This window comes from Asanoa sp. NPDC050611, from assembly GCF_040654855.1.
GTDB lineage: Bacteria > Actinomycetota > Actinomycetes > Mycobacteriales > Micromonosporaceae > Asanoa.
The window spans coordinates 24913-40670 of the sequence record NZ_JBFAIU010000023.1 but is presented as its reverse complement, the minus strand read 5'-3'; the positions used below and the strand labels follow the sequence as shown (position 1 = coordinate 40670).

Here is a 15758-nt window from a genome sequence, read left to right as displayed (position 1 = left end):
GGTGCGGCGATGTTCGTGACCGTCGCATCGATCACGTCGAGGGCGTCGGCAAGCAGCACGAGCCCGCTGGGCGGCAGTAGGCCGTACGACCCGGAGCCGTCGCGGCCGAGCGGTCGCAGTCAGGGGCGAGATCGGCGATCAGCGCGTGTACGGCGTACGGGTCCAGTCCCAGCAGCCGCACCGCCGCGGACGCGGCGCCGGTGAGTCCACCGTAGACGGCCACCAGTGCCGCCTCCCGGGGCCCGAGTCCGGCGCCCGCGGCGGTGATGCCGACGGCGATCGGGTGGTGGGGCTGGCCTTCGGTGGCGGGCGTGCCGGGCCAGATCCGGGCGGCGGCCCGCAGCAGCGCGCGGCCCTGCGCCCGCGACGCGGCCCGCAGCGCCGGCGACGCCGTCCGCGCGTCGATCCCGTCGTCCAACGCGCTGAGCCGTCCGACCGACCCGATGGCACCGGGCTGCCGCGGCCGCGAGGCGATCCGGGCGGTGTCCGCTGCCACCGGACGCGCGGGCTCGGGATCGCCGTTCGCGGCCACGGCGTGGCAAGCGGCGGCGGCGAAGGCCGCGGCCACCGCGCCGGCGGTCGCTGTCCGGCCGACCAGGAACGACCGCAGGCTCGGCAGGTCGTGCACCCGGCCCGCGGCGACCGCGGCCTCGACCCCGCCGGAGTGGGCGTGCCCACCGGCGGGCAGCCGACCGTCGGCCAGCACCAGGAGCGTCGACAGTGACGACATCAGAACAGGAAGTACCGCTGGGCCATCGGCAGCTCCAGCGCCGGTTGGGGCGGCACCACCTCGCCGTCGATGCGGACCGTGAACGTGTCCGGGTCGACCTCGATGTGCGGCAGCGCGTCGTTGAGCGGCAGGTCCGCCTTCGTCAGCGCGCGCGTGTCCGCGACCGGCAGCATCCGGCGGCCCAGCGGGAGGCGGTCGTTCAGCAGCGCGTCGATCGCGGCCGGGGCCACGAACGCCACGCTGGTGCGGGCCGGCACGATGCCGTACCCGCCGAACATGGGTCGTGGCAGCACCGGCTGCGGTGTCGGGATGGAGGCGTTCGCGTCGCCCATCTGTGCCCACGCGATCATGCCGCCCTTGACGACCAGGTGCGGGCGCACGCCGAAGAAGGCCGGGTCCCACAGCACCAGGTCCGCGAGCTTGCCGGGCTCGACCGAGCCGACCTCGCCGGCGATGCCGTGGGCGACCGCGGGGCAGATCGTGTACTTCGCGACGTAGCGGCGCGCCCGCAGGTTGTCGGAGAGGCCGCCGCGGCGTTCCTTCATGACGTGCGCCGTCTGCCACGTACGCAGGATGACCTCGCCCGCCCGGCCCATCGCCTGCGAGTCGGAGCCGATGATCGAGATCGCGCCGAGGTCGTGCAGGACGTCCTCGGCGGCCATCGTGCTCGGCCGGATCCGACTCTCGGCGAACGCCAGGTCCTCGGGCACCGTCGGGTTGAGATGGTGGCAGACCATCAGCATGTCGAGGTGCTCGTCGAGCGTGTTCCGGGTGTACGGCCGGGTCGGATTGGTCGAGCTCGGCAGCACGTTCGGCTGCCTGGCGACCGTGATGATGTCGGGCGCGTGCCCGCCGCCGGCGCCCTCGGTGTGGTACGCGTGGATCGACCGCCCGCCGATCGCGCGCAGTGTGTCCTCGACGTACCCGGCCTCATTGAGGGTGTCGGTGTGTATCGCGACCTGCACACCGCTGGCATCCGCGACCCGCAGGCAGGCGTCGATCGCGGCGGGCGTCGTGCCCCAGTCCTCGTGCAGCTTGAACCCGCCCGCGCCGCCGCGCAGCTGCTCCCACATCGCCTCCTGGCTCGTGGTGTTGCCCTTGCCGAGCAGCAGCACGTTGACTGGCCACGGGTCGACCGCCTCGAGCATCCGGGCGAGGTGCCACGCGTTCGGCGTCACGGTGGTGGCCTTCGTGCCCTCGGCCGGGCCCGTGCCGCCGCCGATCACCGTCGTCACGCCGCTGGCCAGCGCGGTCGAGAGGACCTGCGGGCAGATGAGGTGTACGTGGCTGTCGATCGCGCCGGCCGTCAGGATCTTCCCGTTGCCGGCGATCACCTCGGTGCAGGGGCCGATGACCAGATCCGGGTGCACGCCGTCCATCGTGTCGGGGTTGCCCGCCTTGCCCAGCGCGACGATCCGGCCGTCCCGGAGGCCGACGTCGGCCTTGACGACGCCCCAGTGGTCGAGCACGACCGCGCCCGTGATCACGGTGTCGACGGTGCCCCGGCCCCGGCTGACCGCCGACTGGCCCATCGACTCGCGGATCACCTTGCCGCCGCCGAAGACCGCCTCGTCTCCGTACGAGCAGCGGTCCTCCTCGATCTCGATCAGCAGGTTGGTGTCGGCGAGCCGGATCCGGTCGCCGGTGGTGGGGCCGTAGAGCGCGGCGTAGCGGCGCCGGTCGACCAGGCTCACGGGCGGCTCCCGTCCAGCGGGCCCGCGCTCTCGCCGCGCAGGCCGGGCACCACGCGGTTGCCGCCGATCGGCACGAGGTCGACGTCGCGGTCGATGCCGGGCTCGAACCGCACCGCGGTGCCGGCCGGCACGGCCAGGCGGTGGCCCCAGGCGGCGCGGCGGTCGAAGTCGAGGGCCGGGTTCGCCTCGGCGAAGTGGTAGTGCGAGCCGACCTGGATCGGCCGGTCGCCGGTGTTGCGGATCGTGAGCGTGAGCACGGGCCGGCCGGCGTTGATCTCGATCGGGCCCTCGCCATGGACGATCTCACCGGGAATCATCGTGCGCCGTCACGGGATCGGGTCGTGCACGGTGACCAGCTTGGTGCCGTCGGGGAAGGTGGCCTCGACCTGCACCTCGGCCAGCATCTCCGGGACACCGTCCATGACGTCGGCGCGGGCGAGGACCTCGCGGCCCGCCGACATCAGCTCGGCCACCGTGCGGCCGTCGCGCGCGCCCTCGAGCAGGAAGGCGGTGATGACCGCGGTCGCCTCCGGGTAGTTGAGCAGCAGCCCGCGCTCCCGCCGCTTGTGCGCCACGTCGGCGGCGACGTGGATGAGCAGCCGTTCCTGCTCGTGCTGGCTGAGGAACACGGCTCACCTCCTGGTCCGCACTGGGGGTCACGATCGTGCCACCAGAACGTTACGCACCCATTACGCCCCTTGTGGGTAGGGCGCGCGGCGGTGGCCGTAGGCTTCCACAAATGGACCGACACCATCCGATCTGCCGCACGTGCGGCGTTCAGCGGGCCCGCGATGCCGACCGCACCGTCTGCCCGATCTGCGCCGACGACCGGCAGTACGTGGGGTGGGGCGGGCAGCGCTGGGCGTCGATCACCGAGCTGCACGCCGAGGGGCATCGGGGCGCCGTTCGCGAGGAGGCTCCCGGGCTGTGGGGCGTCGGCGTGGAGCCGAGCGTCGGCATTGGACAGCGGGCGCTGGTCGTGCCGGGCCCGGGCGGCAACGTGCTCTTCGACTGCGTGCCCTATGTGGATTCCGACGTGGTCGCCGCGGTCGAGTCGGTCGGTGGGTTGGCGGCGATCGCCCTTTCCCACCCGCATTTCTACGGGTCCATGGTGGAGTGGAGCCGGGCGTTCGGGGACATCCCGGTGTACGTGCACGCGTCCGACGCCGAGTGGGTGCCGCGGGCCGGGAACGTCGTGCTCTGGGAGGGCGACCGGCAGGAGATCCTGCCCGAGCGGACGCTGGTCAACGCCGGGATCCACTTTCCTGGCGGGACCGTCCTGCACTGGCCGGGGCTCGACGGCAAGGGCGCGCTGTGCACCGGCGACATCTTCACCGTCGTGATGGACCGGCGGTGGGTGAGCTTCATGTACAGCTATCCCAACCTGATTCCCGAGCACCCGGACACGATCGTCCGGGCGGTGTCCCTTGTGGATTCCTTACCGTACGACACTGTTTACGGCGGTTGGTGGGGTCGGGTGGTGTCTGGGGGCGCCAAGGAGCGGGTCCGTCGGTCGGCGGATCGCTACCTGGCGCACATCGGTCAGCAGCGGGGTTGATCACGCGGCGGCGAGCCGGACAGTCGTGAGGCGCGCGACGCGGTCGGGGTCGCGGAGGCCGTCGATCGCGACGATCCGCCCCTCGACCACGGTGAACGCGATGATGGCGAACGGCCGGCCGGCGCGGGTGATCACCGCCCCGGCGAGGCCGTTGACCACTGCCGGGTGCAGTTCCGCGCCGCGCGGTGCGCGGGCCAGCCTGGCCACGGCCGGCACCCCGCGGAGGACCAGCGGTGTGCGGCCGGGGCCGTCGTCCGTGCGGAGCACGACGTCCGGGGCCAGGACCTCGACGAGGGCGGCGAAGTCCCCGGCCCGGGCGGCGGCGTAGAAGGCGTCGACGACCCGCCGTTGCGCGGCCAGGTCCGGGTCGGGCTTCGGCAGGCCGGCGCCGCGGACCCGGCGTCTCGCCCGGCTGGCGAGCTGTCGCGCGGCCGCCGGTGTGCGGCCGAGGACACCGGCGACCGTCTCGAACGGCACGTCGAACGTGTCGTGCAGGACGAATGCCAACCGCTCCGCCGGGGTGAGGCGGTCGAGCACGACGAGCAGGGCCAGGGTCACCGAGTCGGCAAGCAGTGCCGCCTGCTCCGGGTCGTCGTCGCCCGCCACGACGATCGGGTCGGGCAGCGGGTCCTCTCGCCGGTGTCGCCGCGAGCGCAACCGGTGCAGGGATTCCCGGGCGACGACGGTGGTCAGCCAGCCGCCCAGGTTGTCGATCTCGCCGGTGTCGCTCGCGTGCAGGCGCAGCCAGGCGTCCTGGACCGCGTCGTCGGCCTCGGCCAGCGAGCCGAGCATCCGGTAGGCGACCGCGCGCAGTCTCGCGCGGTGCCGCTCGAAGTGCGCGGCGAGTTGGGCGTCGTCCATCAGAAGAGCCGGTAGGAGCCGATGACCGTGAGCGGCTCCGAGGTCGCCGGCCCGGCCAGCCAGCCCTTGAGCTGCTCCTGGAACTGGCGCGCCTCGGGCAGCGAGGGCAGCGGGTTGGCGATCCCGTCGTCGAGGGCCAGCAGGTTGAGGTAGGTGACGCCGTCGGGCAGGCGGACCGAGGCGTAACGGATGCCCTGGAGCCGCTCGCGCTCGATCGCGGCGAACAGCGTCCGGCCCGCCTCTTCGATGTCGTCGACGCGCTCCGGCCTGACGTTCGCGCGTACCATCACCAGCTTCATGCCTCTATGAGCCGCGCCGGAGGCGGGATGTGACAGGCGCTCAGCGCTTGCGGCCGCGGCGCCACCAGCTGACGAAGAACAGCGCGCCCGCCACGACGCCGACGACCGCGCTGACCAGCAGAGATCCGGAGCCGCCGGCGCCGGCGGCGGTGGTCACGATGAACAGGACCAGCAGCACCGCCATGGCGATGCTGAACGACGCCACCACCGCGGCGGGCGTGGGCATGCGGGTGCGTACCCGGCGGGCGGGCTTGCGGTCATCGGTCGGGGTCAAGGCGGCGATCCAGTTCCTCGTCGGACATCTTCTCGTCGGCGCCGTCGAGGCCCCGTTTGATCTCGTTGGCGCCGGTGTTGGCGAGCTTGTCGGCGGGGCCGAGCCAGGTGCGGTAGTCGGTCGCCGACTCGCGGAGTGCCCGGCCGCTGCCGACCCAGCCGCGGACGAACTGGCCCCGCGCGTTCCGGAGCTGGAACGACGCCTGGACCCGCTTCATGATCCGCGGGTGCATCTTGGTCAGCACGCTCTTGAGGCGGGCGAGGATCTGCGCCACCTTCTGGATGAAGGTCACGCCGCGCGTGGTGACGATCGCGCCCTGCGCCGTCGTGGCCGCCCCGGCCGCGGCGGTCGACGCGCCGGCGGTGGGCACGGCAGCGGCGATCGCGGTCGCCCAGGTGATGATCAGCCACTCGACGAACGTGGCGATCAGGCCGATCACGAACGCCTGGGCGACGTCCATCAGCAGCTTCGCGGTGTTGAGGATGAAGACGAGCTGCTGCACGTCACCCTGGATGCCGGCGACGCCGCCGGCGAACTCCTCCATGCGGGCGCGCGCGGCGTCGGCCGCCTCGCCCTGCCAGCCGACCAGGCCTTCGCGGGTGGCCTCGAGGATCTCCTTGGCGAGCGGCTCGAGCGCGTTGCCCACGCGCTCCCACTTGGCGATCTCGCCTTCCATCCGCTCCGGGTTGCCGGTGACCAGACCGAGCAGGTCCTCCAGCGGCTGCACGACGTCGATCAGGAAGCTCAGCCCGGCGGAGAGCAGCGCGTTGAGCGGGTCGACGGCGTACATGGCGACGTTGATGCCCAGGTCGGCGACGCTGCCGCCGATGTTGAACAGCTCGCCCCAGTCGCCGTCACCGTTGACCATCTTCGCCGCGCCGGACACCGCCTGTGGCAGGCCCGCGACGCCGGCGAAGTCCTTGACGGGGTCGAGCCGGAGGACGTCGTATCCGCCGACGCTGACGGAACCGGCGCCGCCGTAGCCGTCCCAGTCACCCTTCGCGTCGACGACGCCGTTGTCGGTGCCGTACTCGGTGACGTCGTTGGTGACGTCGCTGTCCTTGAGCCGCTCGTCGGTCATCGCGGTCAGCCCAGCAGCTCGCGGATCGACTGGAGCGCCTTCTCGATCTCCTGGTCGGTGTCGCGGTAGGCCTGCGCCGTGCAGTCGAGCGCCTCGACCCGGTCCTGCAGCGCCTCGCCCATCATCGACAGGTGCTCGTAGGTGTCGTCGGCGTACTTCCAGTACCAGGCAGCGAACGGCGCGCCGATCAGGCCCCAGATGTACCACTCGGGGTTGGCGTCCTCGGCCAGCGCGAGGATGTCGGCGGCCCGTCCACGGATCTCGGCGAGCCGGGCCCGGCACGTCATGATCTCGTCGACGTCGGTGCGGAAGCCTTCTCCCATGGGTCAGCCTCGGCGTTCGTCGGGGTCGGGGTTCTGGTAGGTCTCGATCAATGACCGGACATCCAGGCGCGGACCGGTCAGCTGTTGTACGCGGTCCGCCATCAGCATGGCCGCCTGCGCGGTCGCGGTCATCACCGTGGTGTGCACGATGCCGGCGAGGGTGGCCGGGTCGTGCTGGAGCTGGTCGGTGCCGATGTGGACGGCCAGCAGCTCGCCGCCCGCGCGCACCCGGGCCGTGATGCCGCCGTCCGCGGAGCGCGCGGTGGCGGTCAGGTCGGCCAGCTCGTCCCTCAGCCGCGCGTACCCGCGTAGCTGCTCCTGCGACTCGTCGCGTAGGCGGCGCAGCAGCTCGTTGGCGCGGTGGGCCTCGGGGTCGGGCGGGCCGTCCTCGGGGAGGTCGTCCAGCGTCGGCTGCTCGGGTGCCGGGACCTCGGGGAGCACGCCGCCGAGCAGGCCGGGCAGCTCGGGCCGGTTCTTCCCGTAGCCGTTGTCATGGGGCTGGTGGTGGCCTTCGCCGTGACGGCGGTCGTGGCCTTCGCCGTGGCGGCGGTCCTGGCCTTCGCCTTGGCGGTTGTCGTGGGCGTGGCGTTCGCCGTAGCCGCGGCCGAGGCCGTGGTCGTGGGCGTGGCCTGCGCCGTGGTCGTGGCGGTGGGCGTGGCCTGCGCCTTGGTCGTGGGGGTGGCCGTCGCCTTGGCCGATTTTGCCGATGGCTTCGGTGATCGTGCCGGTCGCCTCGGCGGTCGCCTGCCTCGCCGTGTCGACGACGAGGGCGCCGAGCCGCTCGGGGCTATAGCGGTAGGCCGCCCGCCCGAAACCGAGCCCGACTATCGCGTTGCCGGGACCCGCCGTGACCTCGACGGCACCGTCCGCAGTGGAGACTGTGGCCGTGGCGGCGGTGACCGCCTGGCGCAACGCCTCGACGGTGTCGCGCAGATCCCCCGCTGGCATGGGCTTCGGTATCGCCGTCCTGCGTATCGCGTCGAAGGCGCTCATCAGACCCCCAATTCCGAGCGCGCCGGTCGGGCGGCCAAAACCCTAGCACCGATCTCGATCCATGTTCACGTTCCGTGCGCCCGTTGTGCTCCCTCCCGTTCTGCGAACGCCCGCAGGTCGTGCCGCTGGATCGCGGCGGCCATCAGCTCGGGGAAGACGTCCGGCGTGCACGCGAAGGCAGGCACACCCAGCGCGGCGAGGGCGGCGGCGTTCTCGTGGTCGTAGCTCGGCGCCCCGTCGTCGGAGAGCGCGAGCAGCACGACGACCTGGACACCGGCGCCGACTAGGTCCGCGATCCGGTGCAGCATCTCGTCGCGTACGCCACCCTCGTAAAGGTCGCTGACCAGCACGAAGATGGTCTCCCGGGGCCGGGTCACCAGACGCTGGCTGTACGCGATCGCGCGGTTGATGTCGGTGCCCCCACCGAGCTGGGTGCCGAACAGCACCTCGACCGGGTCGCTGAGGTGGTCGGTCAGGTCGACGACAGAGGTGTCGAACACGACCAGCGAGGTGCGCAACGTCCGCAGCGAGGCCAGGACCGAGGCGAACACTCCTGAGTAGACGACCGACGACGCCATCGACCCGGACTGGTCGACACAGAGGATCACGTCCCGCTGCACGGCGTTGCCGCGGCGCCCGTACCCGATCAGCCGCTCGGGAACGATGGTGCGGTAGGCGGGTTGGTAGTGGCGCAGGTTGGCGCGGATGGTGCGGTTCCAGTCGATGTCGCCGTGCCGCGGGCGCTCGATCCGGGTGGCCCGGTTGAGCGCGCCGGTGACCGCCGCCCGCGCGCGTTGGGCGACGCGCTTCTCCAGGTCGTCGACCACCTTGCGGACCACCTGGCGGGCCAGGTCGCGGGTCTTGTCGGGCATCACGGAGTTGAGCGAGAGCAGGGTGCCGACAAGGTGTACGTCGGGCTCGACGGCGGAGAGCATCTCGGGCTCGAGCAGGAGCCGGGTGAGGTTGAGGCGCTCGATCGCGTCGGTCTGCATGACGCGGATGACGCTCTGCGGGAAGTACTCCCGGATGTCGCCGAGCCAGCGCGCCACCCGCGGTGCGGAAGCGCCCAGGCCGCCGGTCCGCCGTTTGCCCTCCGCCTCGCCGGCGCCCTCACCGTCGGGCGCGCGGTCGTAGAGCGCGGCCATGGCGGCGTCCATGGCGGCGTCGCGCCCGCCGGGTTCGCCGAGCGACTCGTCGGCGGGCTCCCCGAGCGCAAGCCGCCAGCGCCGGCGGCGTTCGTCGTCAGCGCTCGGCGCTTCGGGCCTGGTCATTCGATCCTCCGTCCGAGGAGGGCGCTCAGCGTGGGGAGAGCGAGCCGCGCGGTGTCGTGATCGAGCACCACGGTCGTGGCCCTCGCGTTGGCGCCACCGCCGGCGACGCGTTCGCCGATGCCGCGGCGTTCGCCTGTCGCGAAGGTGCCGAAGGTGCGGCGGAGCAGGGGGAGCACCTCGGTGAACGCGTCGGGCGGGATGTCGGCCAGCCAGTTGTCGACCAGCGTCAGCAGTGCGTCGTCGTGCATGAGCAGCAGCCCCCCGCCGGCCAGGAAGCCCTCGACCCACGCGGCGCCGGTCGCGGCCGGAACGCCGGCGGTCAGCGCCCGCCCGAGCCGGAGACCGGCGTCGCCCGTGGACAGCCGGCCGGCGTCGTGGAGCAGCCGGGTCAGCCGGCCCGCGAGCAGGCCGTGCAGGTCGTCACGGGTGGTCAGGGCGACGAGGGTGTCGAGCCACCGCGCGCGTTCGGCCTCGTCGCCGAGCAGTGCGACCGCCGAGTGCACCGCGTCGATGTGGTCGCGCAGGTCGGCGGCGGCCTCGTCGGAGAGCGCGGAGGCGGCCGGCGGCAGCGCCGCGTAGACGCGGGCCAATAGCCCGCTCACCACCGCCGCCACGGCGGCGACGTCGGAGCGGCGGACGTCGCCGTAGCGGACGGTGCGCGCCAGGGCTGGGATCGCGGCCATCAGGTGCGTGACGTCGGCGTCCTCGGCAGCGCGGACGTCGAGCGCGCGGAGCACCGCCGGCCGCGCACCCGGCAGGTCCGCGAGCAGGCAGGTCTCCAGCAGCGCGGTCACCTCGGCCAGCGTCGTCGCCTTGGCCGCGGCGGTGGTGACCTGGGCGGTGGCCGCCCCGACGACGGTCGTGCCGTAGCCACTCGCCTCCACGAGCCGGATCGAGAACTCCGGCTGCCAGCGCAAGAACCACTCCTCGCGGAACGTACCCGTGCTGCCCCGCCGCTCCGCCGGCTCGCCCCACGGCACGTCGAGGCAGCGAAGCTGGTGCAGCAGGTGGCTGCGGGCGAGGTCGGTGTCCTTGCGCAGGTCGAGGTCGAGATCACGGTCCAGTGCGGACGGCTTGAGACGCGCGGCGCGCTGGCGGGCCTCGAGGTCGCGGGCCAGCGGCACGGTCGGCACCCCGTCGGGCACCTCGCCGAGCCGCTCGCCGACCACGAGCTTGCGCCCGATCAGCTGCAACCGCAGGTCGTCGCCCTCGCAGAGCACCGCACCCGCGGCGTCGGTGACCTCGGCGAGCCCGGCGAGCGGGCGCCTCCGCATGGCGGCCAAGGCTTCGGCCAGCCGTGTCGCCTCGATGACGTGCGCCGAGGAGGTGTCCACGCCCTCGGCCCGCAGGACGCCGGCCGCGCCGACCAGCCACCGCGGCACGACTTCGTCGGTGGTGGTGAAGAGGTGGTGGTACCAGCCGGGCGAGTCGACCCCCGCGCCGTAGCCCTGCCACGACGCCAACCGCCCATAGGTCCACGGCACCCACGTGAACCGCACCTTCCCGCGCCGCTTGACCCCCTTGAGCAACGCGGCATCATGCGCGGCGGTGACCTTGGCCCGCAAGGCCGGCACGTGCCACGCACCGCACACCACGGCGATCTCCTCGTGCTTGCGCCGCTCCTGGCGCAGAACGGTCCGCATGTACGCCTCGCGCACCAGGTCGTAGGGATCCTCCAGCGCGCCCGCCCGAACCTCGGTCATCGCCTCCTCGATGGCCTCGAACGCCGGCGCCTGCCGGTGCTCGACGACGTCCTCCCACCAACGCTCGGGATCGTCGTAGCCCGCCGCTGCCGCCAACTCACCGATCGGATCCACGGGGCGCAGTTCCGGCGCCGGAGGCCCAGGCATGGGCCCCTCGTCCTCATCCGGCTCGCCCAACGGGGGCGCCTCCGCGCTCGGCGCATTCGCCTCAGGCCCGTCGGCGCCGGGCCCGTCTGCGCTTGGCTCGGTCGCAGGCGGCCCGTCCGCGCCGGGTCCGTCCGCGCTCGGCGTGATCGCAGCTGGTCCGTTCGTGCCCGGCCCGTTAGCGCCATCCCTGTCGGCGTCCGGTCCGTCATCACCTGTCCGCGCCGCGTCCGGACCGGGCCCGTTTTCGGAGCCGGGTCCAATGTCGACAGGTCTGTCCAGCGTCGGCTCGCGGCCGTCGGTTTGGGCTTCGTCAGGCGGTTGTGGGTCGGGCGTGTCGTTCGGGTCCGGCTTGGGGGCGGTCTTGCGGCTGGTGAGGCGGTAGGCGAACGGTAGGTCGAAGAAGCGGACCGGGACGCCGTTGGCTACCGCCCAGCGGATCGCCTGCCATTCGGGCGAGAAGACCGCGAACGGCCAGAACGCCGCGCGCCGGGGGTTGTCGGCGGCATAGCCGAGGAGGGCGACGGGCGGTTGGAGGCGCTCGTCGGCCACCCACTCGATCAGCTCGTCCGCCTCCGGCGGGCCCTCGACCAGCAGGATGTCCGGGCGCTGCTCTTCGAGCGCGCGGAGCACCGCACGGGCCGAGCCTGGCCCGTGGTGGCGGATGCCGTAGTAGCGCTCAGGCATCGCGGGCGGCTCGATAGAAGTCGGCCCAGGCGGGGCGCTCGCGGACCACGGTCTCCAGGTATTCGCGCCAGACGACGCGGTCGGAGACCGGGTCCTTGACCACAGCGCCGACGATGCCGGAGGCGACGTCGCCGGCGCGCAGGACGCCGTCGCCGAAGTGGGCGGCCAGCGCCATGCCGTTGGTGACGACGGAGATGGCCTCGGCGGTCGACATCGTGCCGGTCGGCGACTTGAGCTTGGTGCGGCCGTCTTCCGTCTGGCCGTCGCGTAGCTCGCGGAACACCGTCACGACCCGCCGGATCTCGTCGAGCGCCGTCGTCGTCTCGGGCAGGTCCAGGGAACGGCCGAGCTGGGCCACCCGGCGGGTGACGATGTCGATCTCCTCGTCGACCGTGGCCGGCACGGGCAGCACGACGGTGTTGAACCGCCGCCGGAGGGCGCTGGAGAGCTCGTTGACGCCGCGGTCGCGGTCGTTGGCGGTCGCGATCACGTTGAAGCCGCGCTGCGCCTGGACCTCGGTGTTCAGCTCGGGGATCGGCAGCGTCTTCTCGGACAGGATCGTGATCAGCGCGTCCTGGACGTCGGAGGGCACGCGCGTCAGCTCTTCGACGCGGGCGATCGTGCCGTGCTCCATCGCCCGCAGCACCGGGCTCGGCACCAACGCCGCCGGGGTCGGACCTTCGGATAGCAGGCGGGCGTAGTTCCACCCGTACCGGATCGCTTCCTCGGGCGTGCCGGCCGTGCCCTGCACCAGCAGCGTCGAGTCGCCCGAAATGGCGGCGGCGAGGTGTTCGGAGACCCACGTCTTGGCGGTGCCCGGCACGCCGAGCAGGAGCAGCGCCCGGTCGGTGGCGAGGGTCGCGACGGCGACCTCCATCAGGCGGCGGGAACCGACGTACTTCGGCGTGATCTTGCCTCCGTCGCCCAGCAGGTAGGTGACCACCGCCTGCGGCGACAGCCGCCAGCCTGGCGGGCGCGGCAGCTCGTCGTCGGCGGCGAGCGCGGCCAGCTCCTCGGCGTAGAACTGTTCCGCGTGCGGGCGCAGGGCGGTCATGCGAACTCCTCGATCATGTCGTGGCGGAAGCCGAGCACGGCGGCGAGCTGGGCGAGGTAGCGGGCGGAACGGCGGCCCTCGGGTAGGCCGTCGAGGGAGCGGACGAGTGCCTCGACCCGCCCGACGAACGACGTCGGCATGGCCGGCATCGCCAGCCGGCACAGCTCGGAGAGCTGCCAGGCGTTGTCGGGGGCGAGCACGGCCATCGCGCGCAGCGCGGCCGACGCCAACTCGTCGGACCAGTCGTCGGCACAGAAGTGCAGGAGTCGGATCCCGGCGGCGGTGTCCCGGCGCAGCGCGGCGGCGACCCGGCGCCCGCGCTCACCGCCCGGTAGGACCTCGAGCAGCGGCCAGGTCAGCCGGTCTCCGAGCCCGTCGCCGCCGGTCTCGGCGGGTGCGGAGTCGGCATGGTCGAGCAGCACCGCCGCCCAGACCGGGTCGCGCTGTGCGGCCGTCGCCCGGGCGAGCCCGCGGAGCAGCACCGGTTGCCAACCGTCGGCGACCGGCAGGGCCACCACGCCGGCCGGGTCGCGGCCGGTCAGCGTGGTCCAGAAGGCCAGTGGTGTCGCCGAGACAACCTCCTCGAGCAGCCATGCACCGAGGCCCACACCGCGCGGCGGCGACGGGTCGATGTCGTCGCGGAGCATCGCGGCGTCGATGCTGGCCGGCGCGGTGACGGTCAGGGCGCCGTCGGCGAAGTGCACGCTGGCCGCGGCCCGCGTTGCCATCCGGTCGCCCAATGCGGAGCCCGGCAGCTTGCGGAGCAGCTCGGCCGCGACCTGCCGGATCTCGCGGCGCCGGTCGTCGAGCGCGTGCTCGATCAACGCCTCGTCACGCCGGTCGATTCCGGTCTCCAAGGCGCCGAGGAGAAGAACCCGGTCGTGCGGCGACTCGCCGTCGAAGGCCTCGGTGAGCAGGTCGAGCGCCTTCGCGGGGTCGGCAGCGCGCAGCGCCACCAGGTAGGCGAGCCGCTCCCCAGGCGTGCCGGTCTGCCAGTCCTGCGGGTCGGCGGCGGCCGCCTCCCCACCGACGTCGCGGAAGTAGCGCCAATCGTTCTGCCGCTGGGCCAGCCAGTGGCCGCGCCGCCCGGCCACGGCGCCCAACGCCGGCCGCACAGCCGTGTCCCGGCGACCGAGGTCGAGCAGCGTTGGCAGCGTCTCCGGTGGGACGAGCAGCTGGCGCTTGGCAGCCTCGACGAGCCACTGCCCGAGGACCGCCCGCTGGGCAGGCCCACCCCAACCGGTCGCCCCCTCGGTCAGCAGGATGTCGAGCCGCTCGGCGGCGGCCGGTGGCACGATCGGCCGCACCTCCTCGGGCGCGGGCGCGATCGTCGCCCGCCCGGCCAACGGCGTTTCGCCGGCCCGCCGATAGGTCAGCGCCACCGCCGCGGCCTCCAACAACGCCCGAGCGGAACCCCCGGACCCGACCCACTGCCCACCGGCGCCGGGACCGGCTCCCTGATGGCCGACCGCTTCTTCGCGGGCGCCGCCGCCCAACTCAGTCGGCGCCTGCTCGCCCAGTTCTCCCTCTTGGGCGACCTCAAGCTGGCCAGCGGCGCGATGGAGATTGCCGGGGATCGCGATCGAAAGACGATGGCCGCCCCCAATGTCTAGGCGGTCGGCCGACCACGGTCGGCGGGCCGTGCCCACCAGGGCGGCCGACAGCAGATCCGGCGGCAGCTCAGGCGGGCCGCCGGGCGCGACGCGGGGCTCGCCCGGCAGCGCCGGGACATGCCGGCCGTCGGGCCAGGCGGCGAGCGGACGGAAGCCGTTGTGGCCGTATTCGCCGGCCACCACCACCGGTCGCGCGCCCGCGGCCGCCAGTAACCACCACGGGCGGTCGTCATCAGGGTGCAGGGCCAGCGCGTCGCCGGCCGGGTCGACCAGCCGGCCGTCGTCGGTCGGGATGACGTCGGCGAGCAGCATCGGGGTCGACTCGCGCCACGGCTCGGCGGCCACCGCCTGGGCGTGCTCGGCCACCGCGGCCCGGACCGGGACCGCGCCCGTCGGGGCGGCGTAGGCCGGAACAGGCTCCCCGTAGCGGGCCTTGACCAGCGCGCGCCGTGGCACGGCCGCGGGATAGAAGCAGAGTCCGGCGTCGACCACGGTGCCGGGCTCGAGGTCGGCGGGCAGCGTCTGACCAACCGGCGCGAACGCCAGGACCACCGCGAACCGCCCCGTCTGCTCGCCGCGTAGCCAGGTCCGCCGGCTCGTCAGGCGGTCGTCGGCCGTGTCGAACCGGCCCAGCACCTCCCACCGGTCGCGGACCTCGGGCTCGGCCAGCACGTCGTCGGTCGCGACCGGGTAGCCGACCCGGGTGCGGACGGTAGCGGCCAGGCCCGGCGGGAGCTCCGGCAGCCGGCCGTGGGCAACGATCAGCAGCCGGAGCAGCGCGAACTCGCTCAGCAGCCGGTCGGCCCAGTTCGTGCCGACTCCGACCACCCAGCCGAGCCGGCGGACCGCCCCGGCGACCCCGGGCGCCTGGGCGTCGACCAGCCGGGCGGCCATCGTCTGGAACGGGCGGTAACCCGCCTGCTCGGTCGCTGCCAGGCCCTGCTCGATCTGGTCAGCCAGCCAGCGGTCGAGCTCGACCAGACCCGTCTCGACGCGCCCGGCGCGCTGCTGCGCCCGCCGCGCGGCGGCCTCCGGGTCGGCCAGGCCCTCGCCAGGCGCCTTCGGTGAGCGGGTGGCCCGCTGCTCGGCCCGCTGGGCCCGGCCGGCCCGCTCGGCCTGCCACTCCATCGCCCAGTCGGGCGGACCGTCGTCGTCGGGCACGCCGCCGTTGGCCCACCGGAGCAGCAGCCCGAGGGCGTGCTTACAGGGGATCTTGCGGCTCGGGCAGGTGCACCGGTAGGCGGGACCGGTCAGATCGACACATACCTGGTAAGGGCGGGCGCCGGAACCCCGGCAGAGGCCCCAGAGCATGTCGTCGAACCGGCCCTGACCAGCCCAGTGGGCGGACGTGATCAGGCCGCGGCCGCTCTTGGCGGCGCCCTGGTCGGGCGCGAGCGAGAGCACCTTGTCGGGGGACCAGCGTTCGACGGACACGCGCAAACCTTAGAACTCATGTACGACGAAATTTGGTGG

General features: G+C 73.3%; 15 protein-coding genes. 1 reads left to right on the top strand and 14 read right to left on the bottom strand.

Annotated elements, in window-relative coordinates:
* Positions 1 to 31: 31 nt before the first annotated feature.
* From AB0H87_RS06260 to AB0H87_RS06245, 4 genes are read right to left on the bottom strand one after another with little or no spacing between them, the layout of a single operon-like run.
* Positions 32 to 730 (bottom strand): urease accessory UreF family protein, encoded by a 699-nt coding sequence (locus AB0H87_RS06260; protein ID WP_360140511.1) that lies wholly within the window; start codon positions 728 to 730, stop codon positions 32 to 34.
* Entirely contained in the window at positions 730 to 2424 is a 1695-nt protein-coding gene (locus tag AB0H87_RS06255) for an urease subunit alpha (RefSeq protein WP_360140508.1), read from the bottom strand. The genes AB0H87_RS06260 and AB0H87_RS06255 overlap by 1 nt, the downstream gene beginning before the upstream one ends.
* A complete protein-coding gene (locus AB0H87_RS06250; RefSeq protein WP_360140505.1) occupies positions 2421 to 2741 on the bottom strand; it encodes an urease subunit beta in 321 nt (106 codons plus the stop codon). Before AB0H87_RS06250 ends, AB0H87_RS06255 begins: the two co-directional genes overlap by 4 nt.
* Before the next feature lie 9 nt (positions 2742 to 2750).
* Entirely contained in the window at positions 2751 to 3053 is a 303-nt protein-coding gene (locus AB0H87_RS06245; RefSeq protein ID WP_360140502.1) for an urease subunit gamma, read from the bottom strand.
* A gap of 110 nt (positions 3054 to 3163) precedes the next feature.
* Between AB0H87_RS06245 and AB0H87_RS06240 the strand changes: the two genes are divergently transcribed.
* Positions 3164 to 3982, top strand: a complete 819-nt coding sequence (locus AB0H87_RS06240; protein ID WP_360140499.1) for an MBL fold metallo-hydrolase — start codon at positions 3164 to 3166, stop codon at positions 3980 to 3982.
* Here AB0H87_RS06240 and AB0H87_RS06235 read toward each other — a convergent pair whose 3' ends face one another.
* The 10 genes from AB0H87_RS06235 to AB0H87_RS06190 form a co-directional block, all read right to left on the bottom strand.
* On the bottom strand, positions 3983 to 4843 hold the full coding sequence (locus AB0H87_RS06235; RefSeq protein WP_360140496.1) for a sigma-70 family RNA polymerase sigma factor: 861 nt from the start codon (positions 4841 to 4843) through the stop codon (positions 3983 to 3985).
* Positions 4843 to 5142: a hypothetical protein gene (locus AB0H87_RS06230; RefSeq protein ID WP_360140493.1), complete on the bottom strand. Its 300-nt coding sequence runs from the start codon at positions 5140 to 5142 to the stop codon at positions 4843 to 4845. Before AB0H87_RS06230 ends, AB0H87_RS06235 begins: the two co-directional genes overlap by 1 nt.
* Before the next feature lie 40 nt (positions 5143 to 5182).
* Positions 5183 to 5416 carry a hypothetical protein gene (locus tag AB0H87_RS06225; RefSeq protein WP_360140490.1) on the bottom strand — a complete coding sequence of 78 codons (234 nt, stop codon included), beginning with the start codon at positions 5414 to 5416 and terminating at the stop codon, positions 5183 to 5185.
* Positions 5400 to 6497, bottom strand: coding sequence for a hypothetical protein (locus AB0H87_RS06220; RefSeq protein ID WP_360140487.1), 1098 nt, complete (start codon positions 6495 to 6497; stop codon positions 5400 to 5402). The genes AB0H87_RS06225 and AB0H87_RS06220 overlap by 17 nt, the downstream gene beginning before the upstream one ends.
* A gap of 5 nt (positions 6498 to 6502) precedes the next feature.
* On the bottom strand, positions 6503 to 6820 hold the full coding sequence (locus tag AB0H87_RS06215; RefSeq protein ID WP_360140484.1) for a hypothetical protein: 318 nt from the start codon (positions 6818 to 6820) through the stop codon (positions 6503 to 6505).
* A gap of 3 nt (positions 6821 to 6823) precedes the next feature.
* Complete coding sequence (locus AB0H87_RS06210; RefSeq protein ID WP_360140481.1) at positions 6824 to 7768, bottom strand: YbaB/EbfC family nucleoid-associated protein; 945 nt, start codon at positions 7766 to 7768, stop codon at positions 6824 to 6826.
* Between the two features lie 110 nt (positions 7769 to 7878).
* On the bottom strand, positions 7879 to 9084 hold the full coding sequence (locus AB0H87_RS06205) for a VWA domain-containing protein (protein ID WP_360140478.1): 1206 nt from the start codon (positions 9082 to 9084) through the stop codon (positions 7879 to 7881).
* The gene (locus tag AB0H87_RS06200) at positions 9081 to 11618 is read right to left on the bottom strand and encodes a DUF5682 family protein (protein WP_360140475.1); all 2538 of its coding nucleotides are present in this window, start codon (positions 11616 to 11618) and stop codon (positions 9081 to 9083) included. The genes AB0H87_RS06205 and AB0H87_RS06200 overlap by 4 nt, the downstream gene beginning before the upstream one ends.
* Entirely contained in the window at positions 11611 to 12672 is a 1062-nt protein-coding gene (locus AB0H87_RS06195; protein ID WP_360140472.1) for an AAA family ATPase, read from the bottom strand. Before AB0H87_RS06195 ends, AB0H87_RS06200 begins: the two co-directional genes overlap by 8 nt.
* Positions 12669 to 15719: an SWIM zinc finger family protein gene (locus tag AB0H87_RS06190; protein WP_360140469.1), complete on the bottom strand. Its 3051-nt coding sequence runs from the start codon at positions 15717 to 15719 to the stop codon at positions 12669 to 12671. Before AB0H87_RS06190 ends, AB0H87_RS06195 begins: the two co-directional genes overlap by 4 nt.
* Positions 15720 to 15758 lie beyond the last annotated feature (39 nt).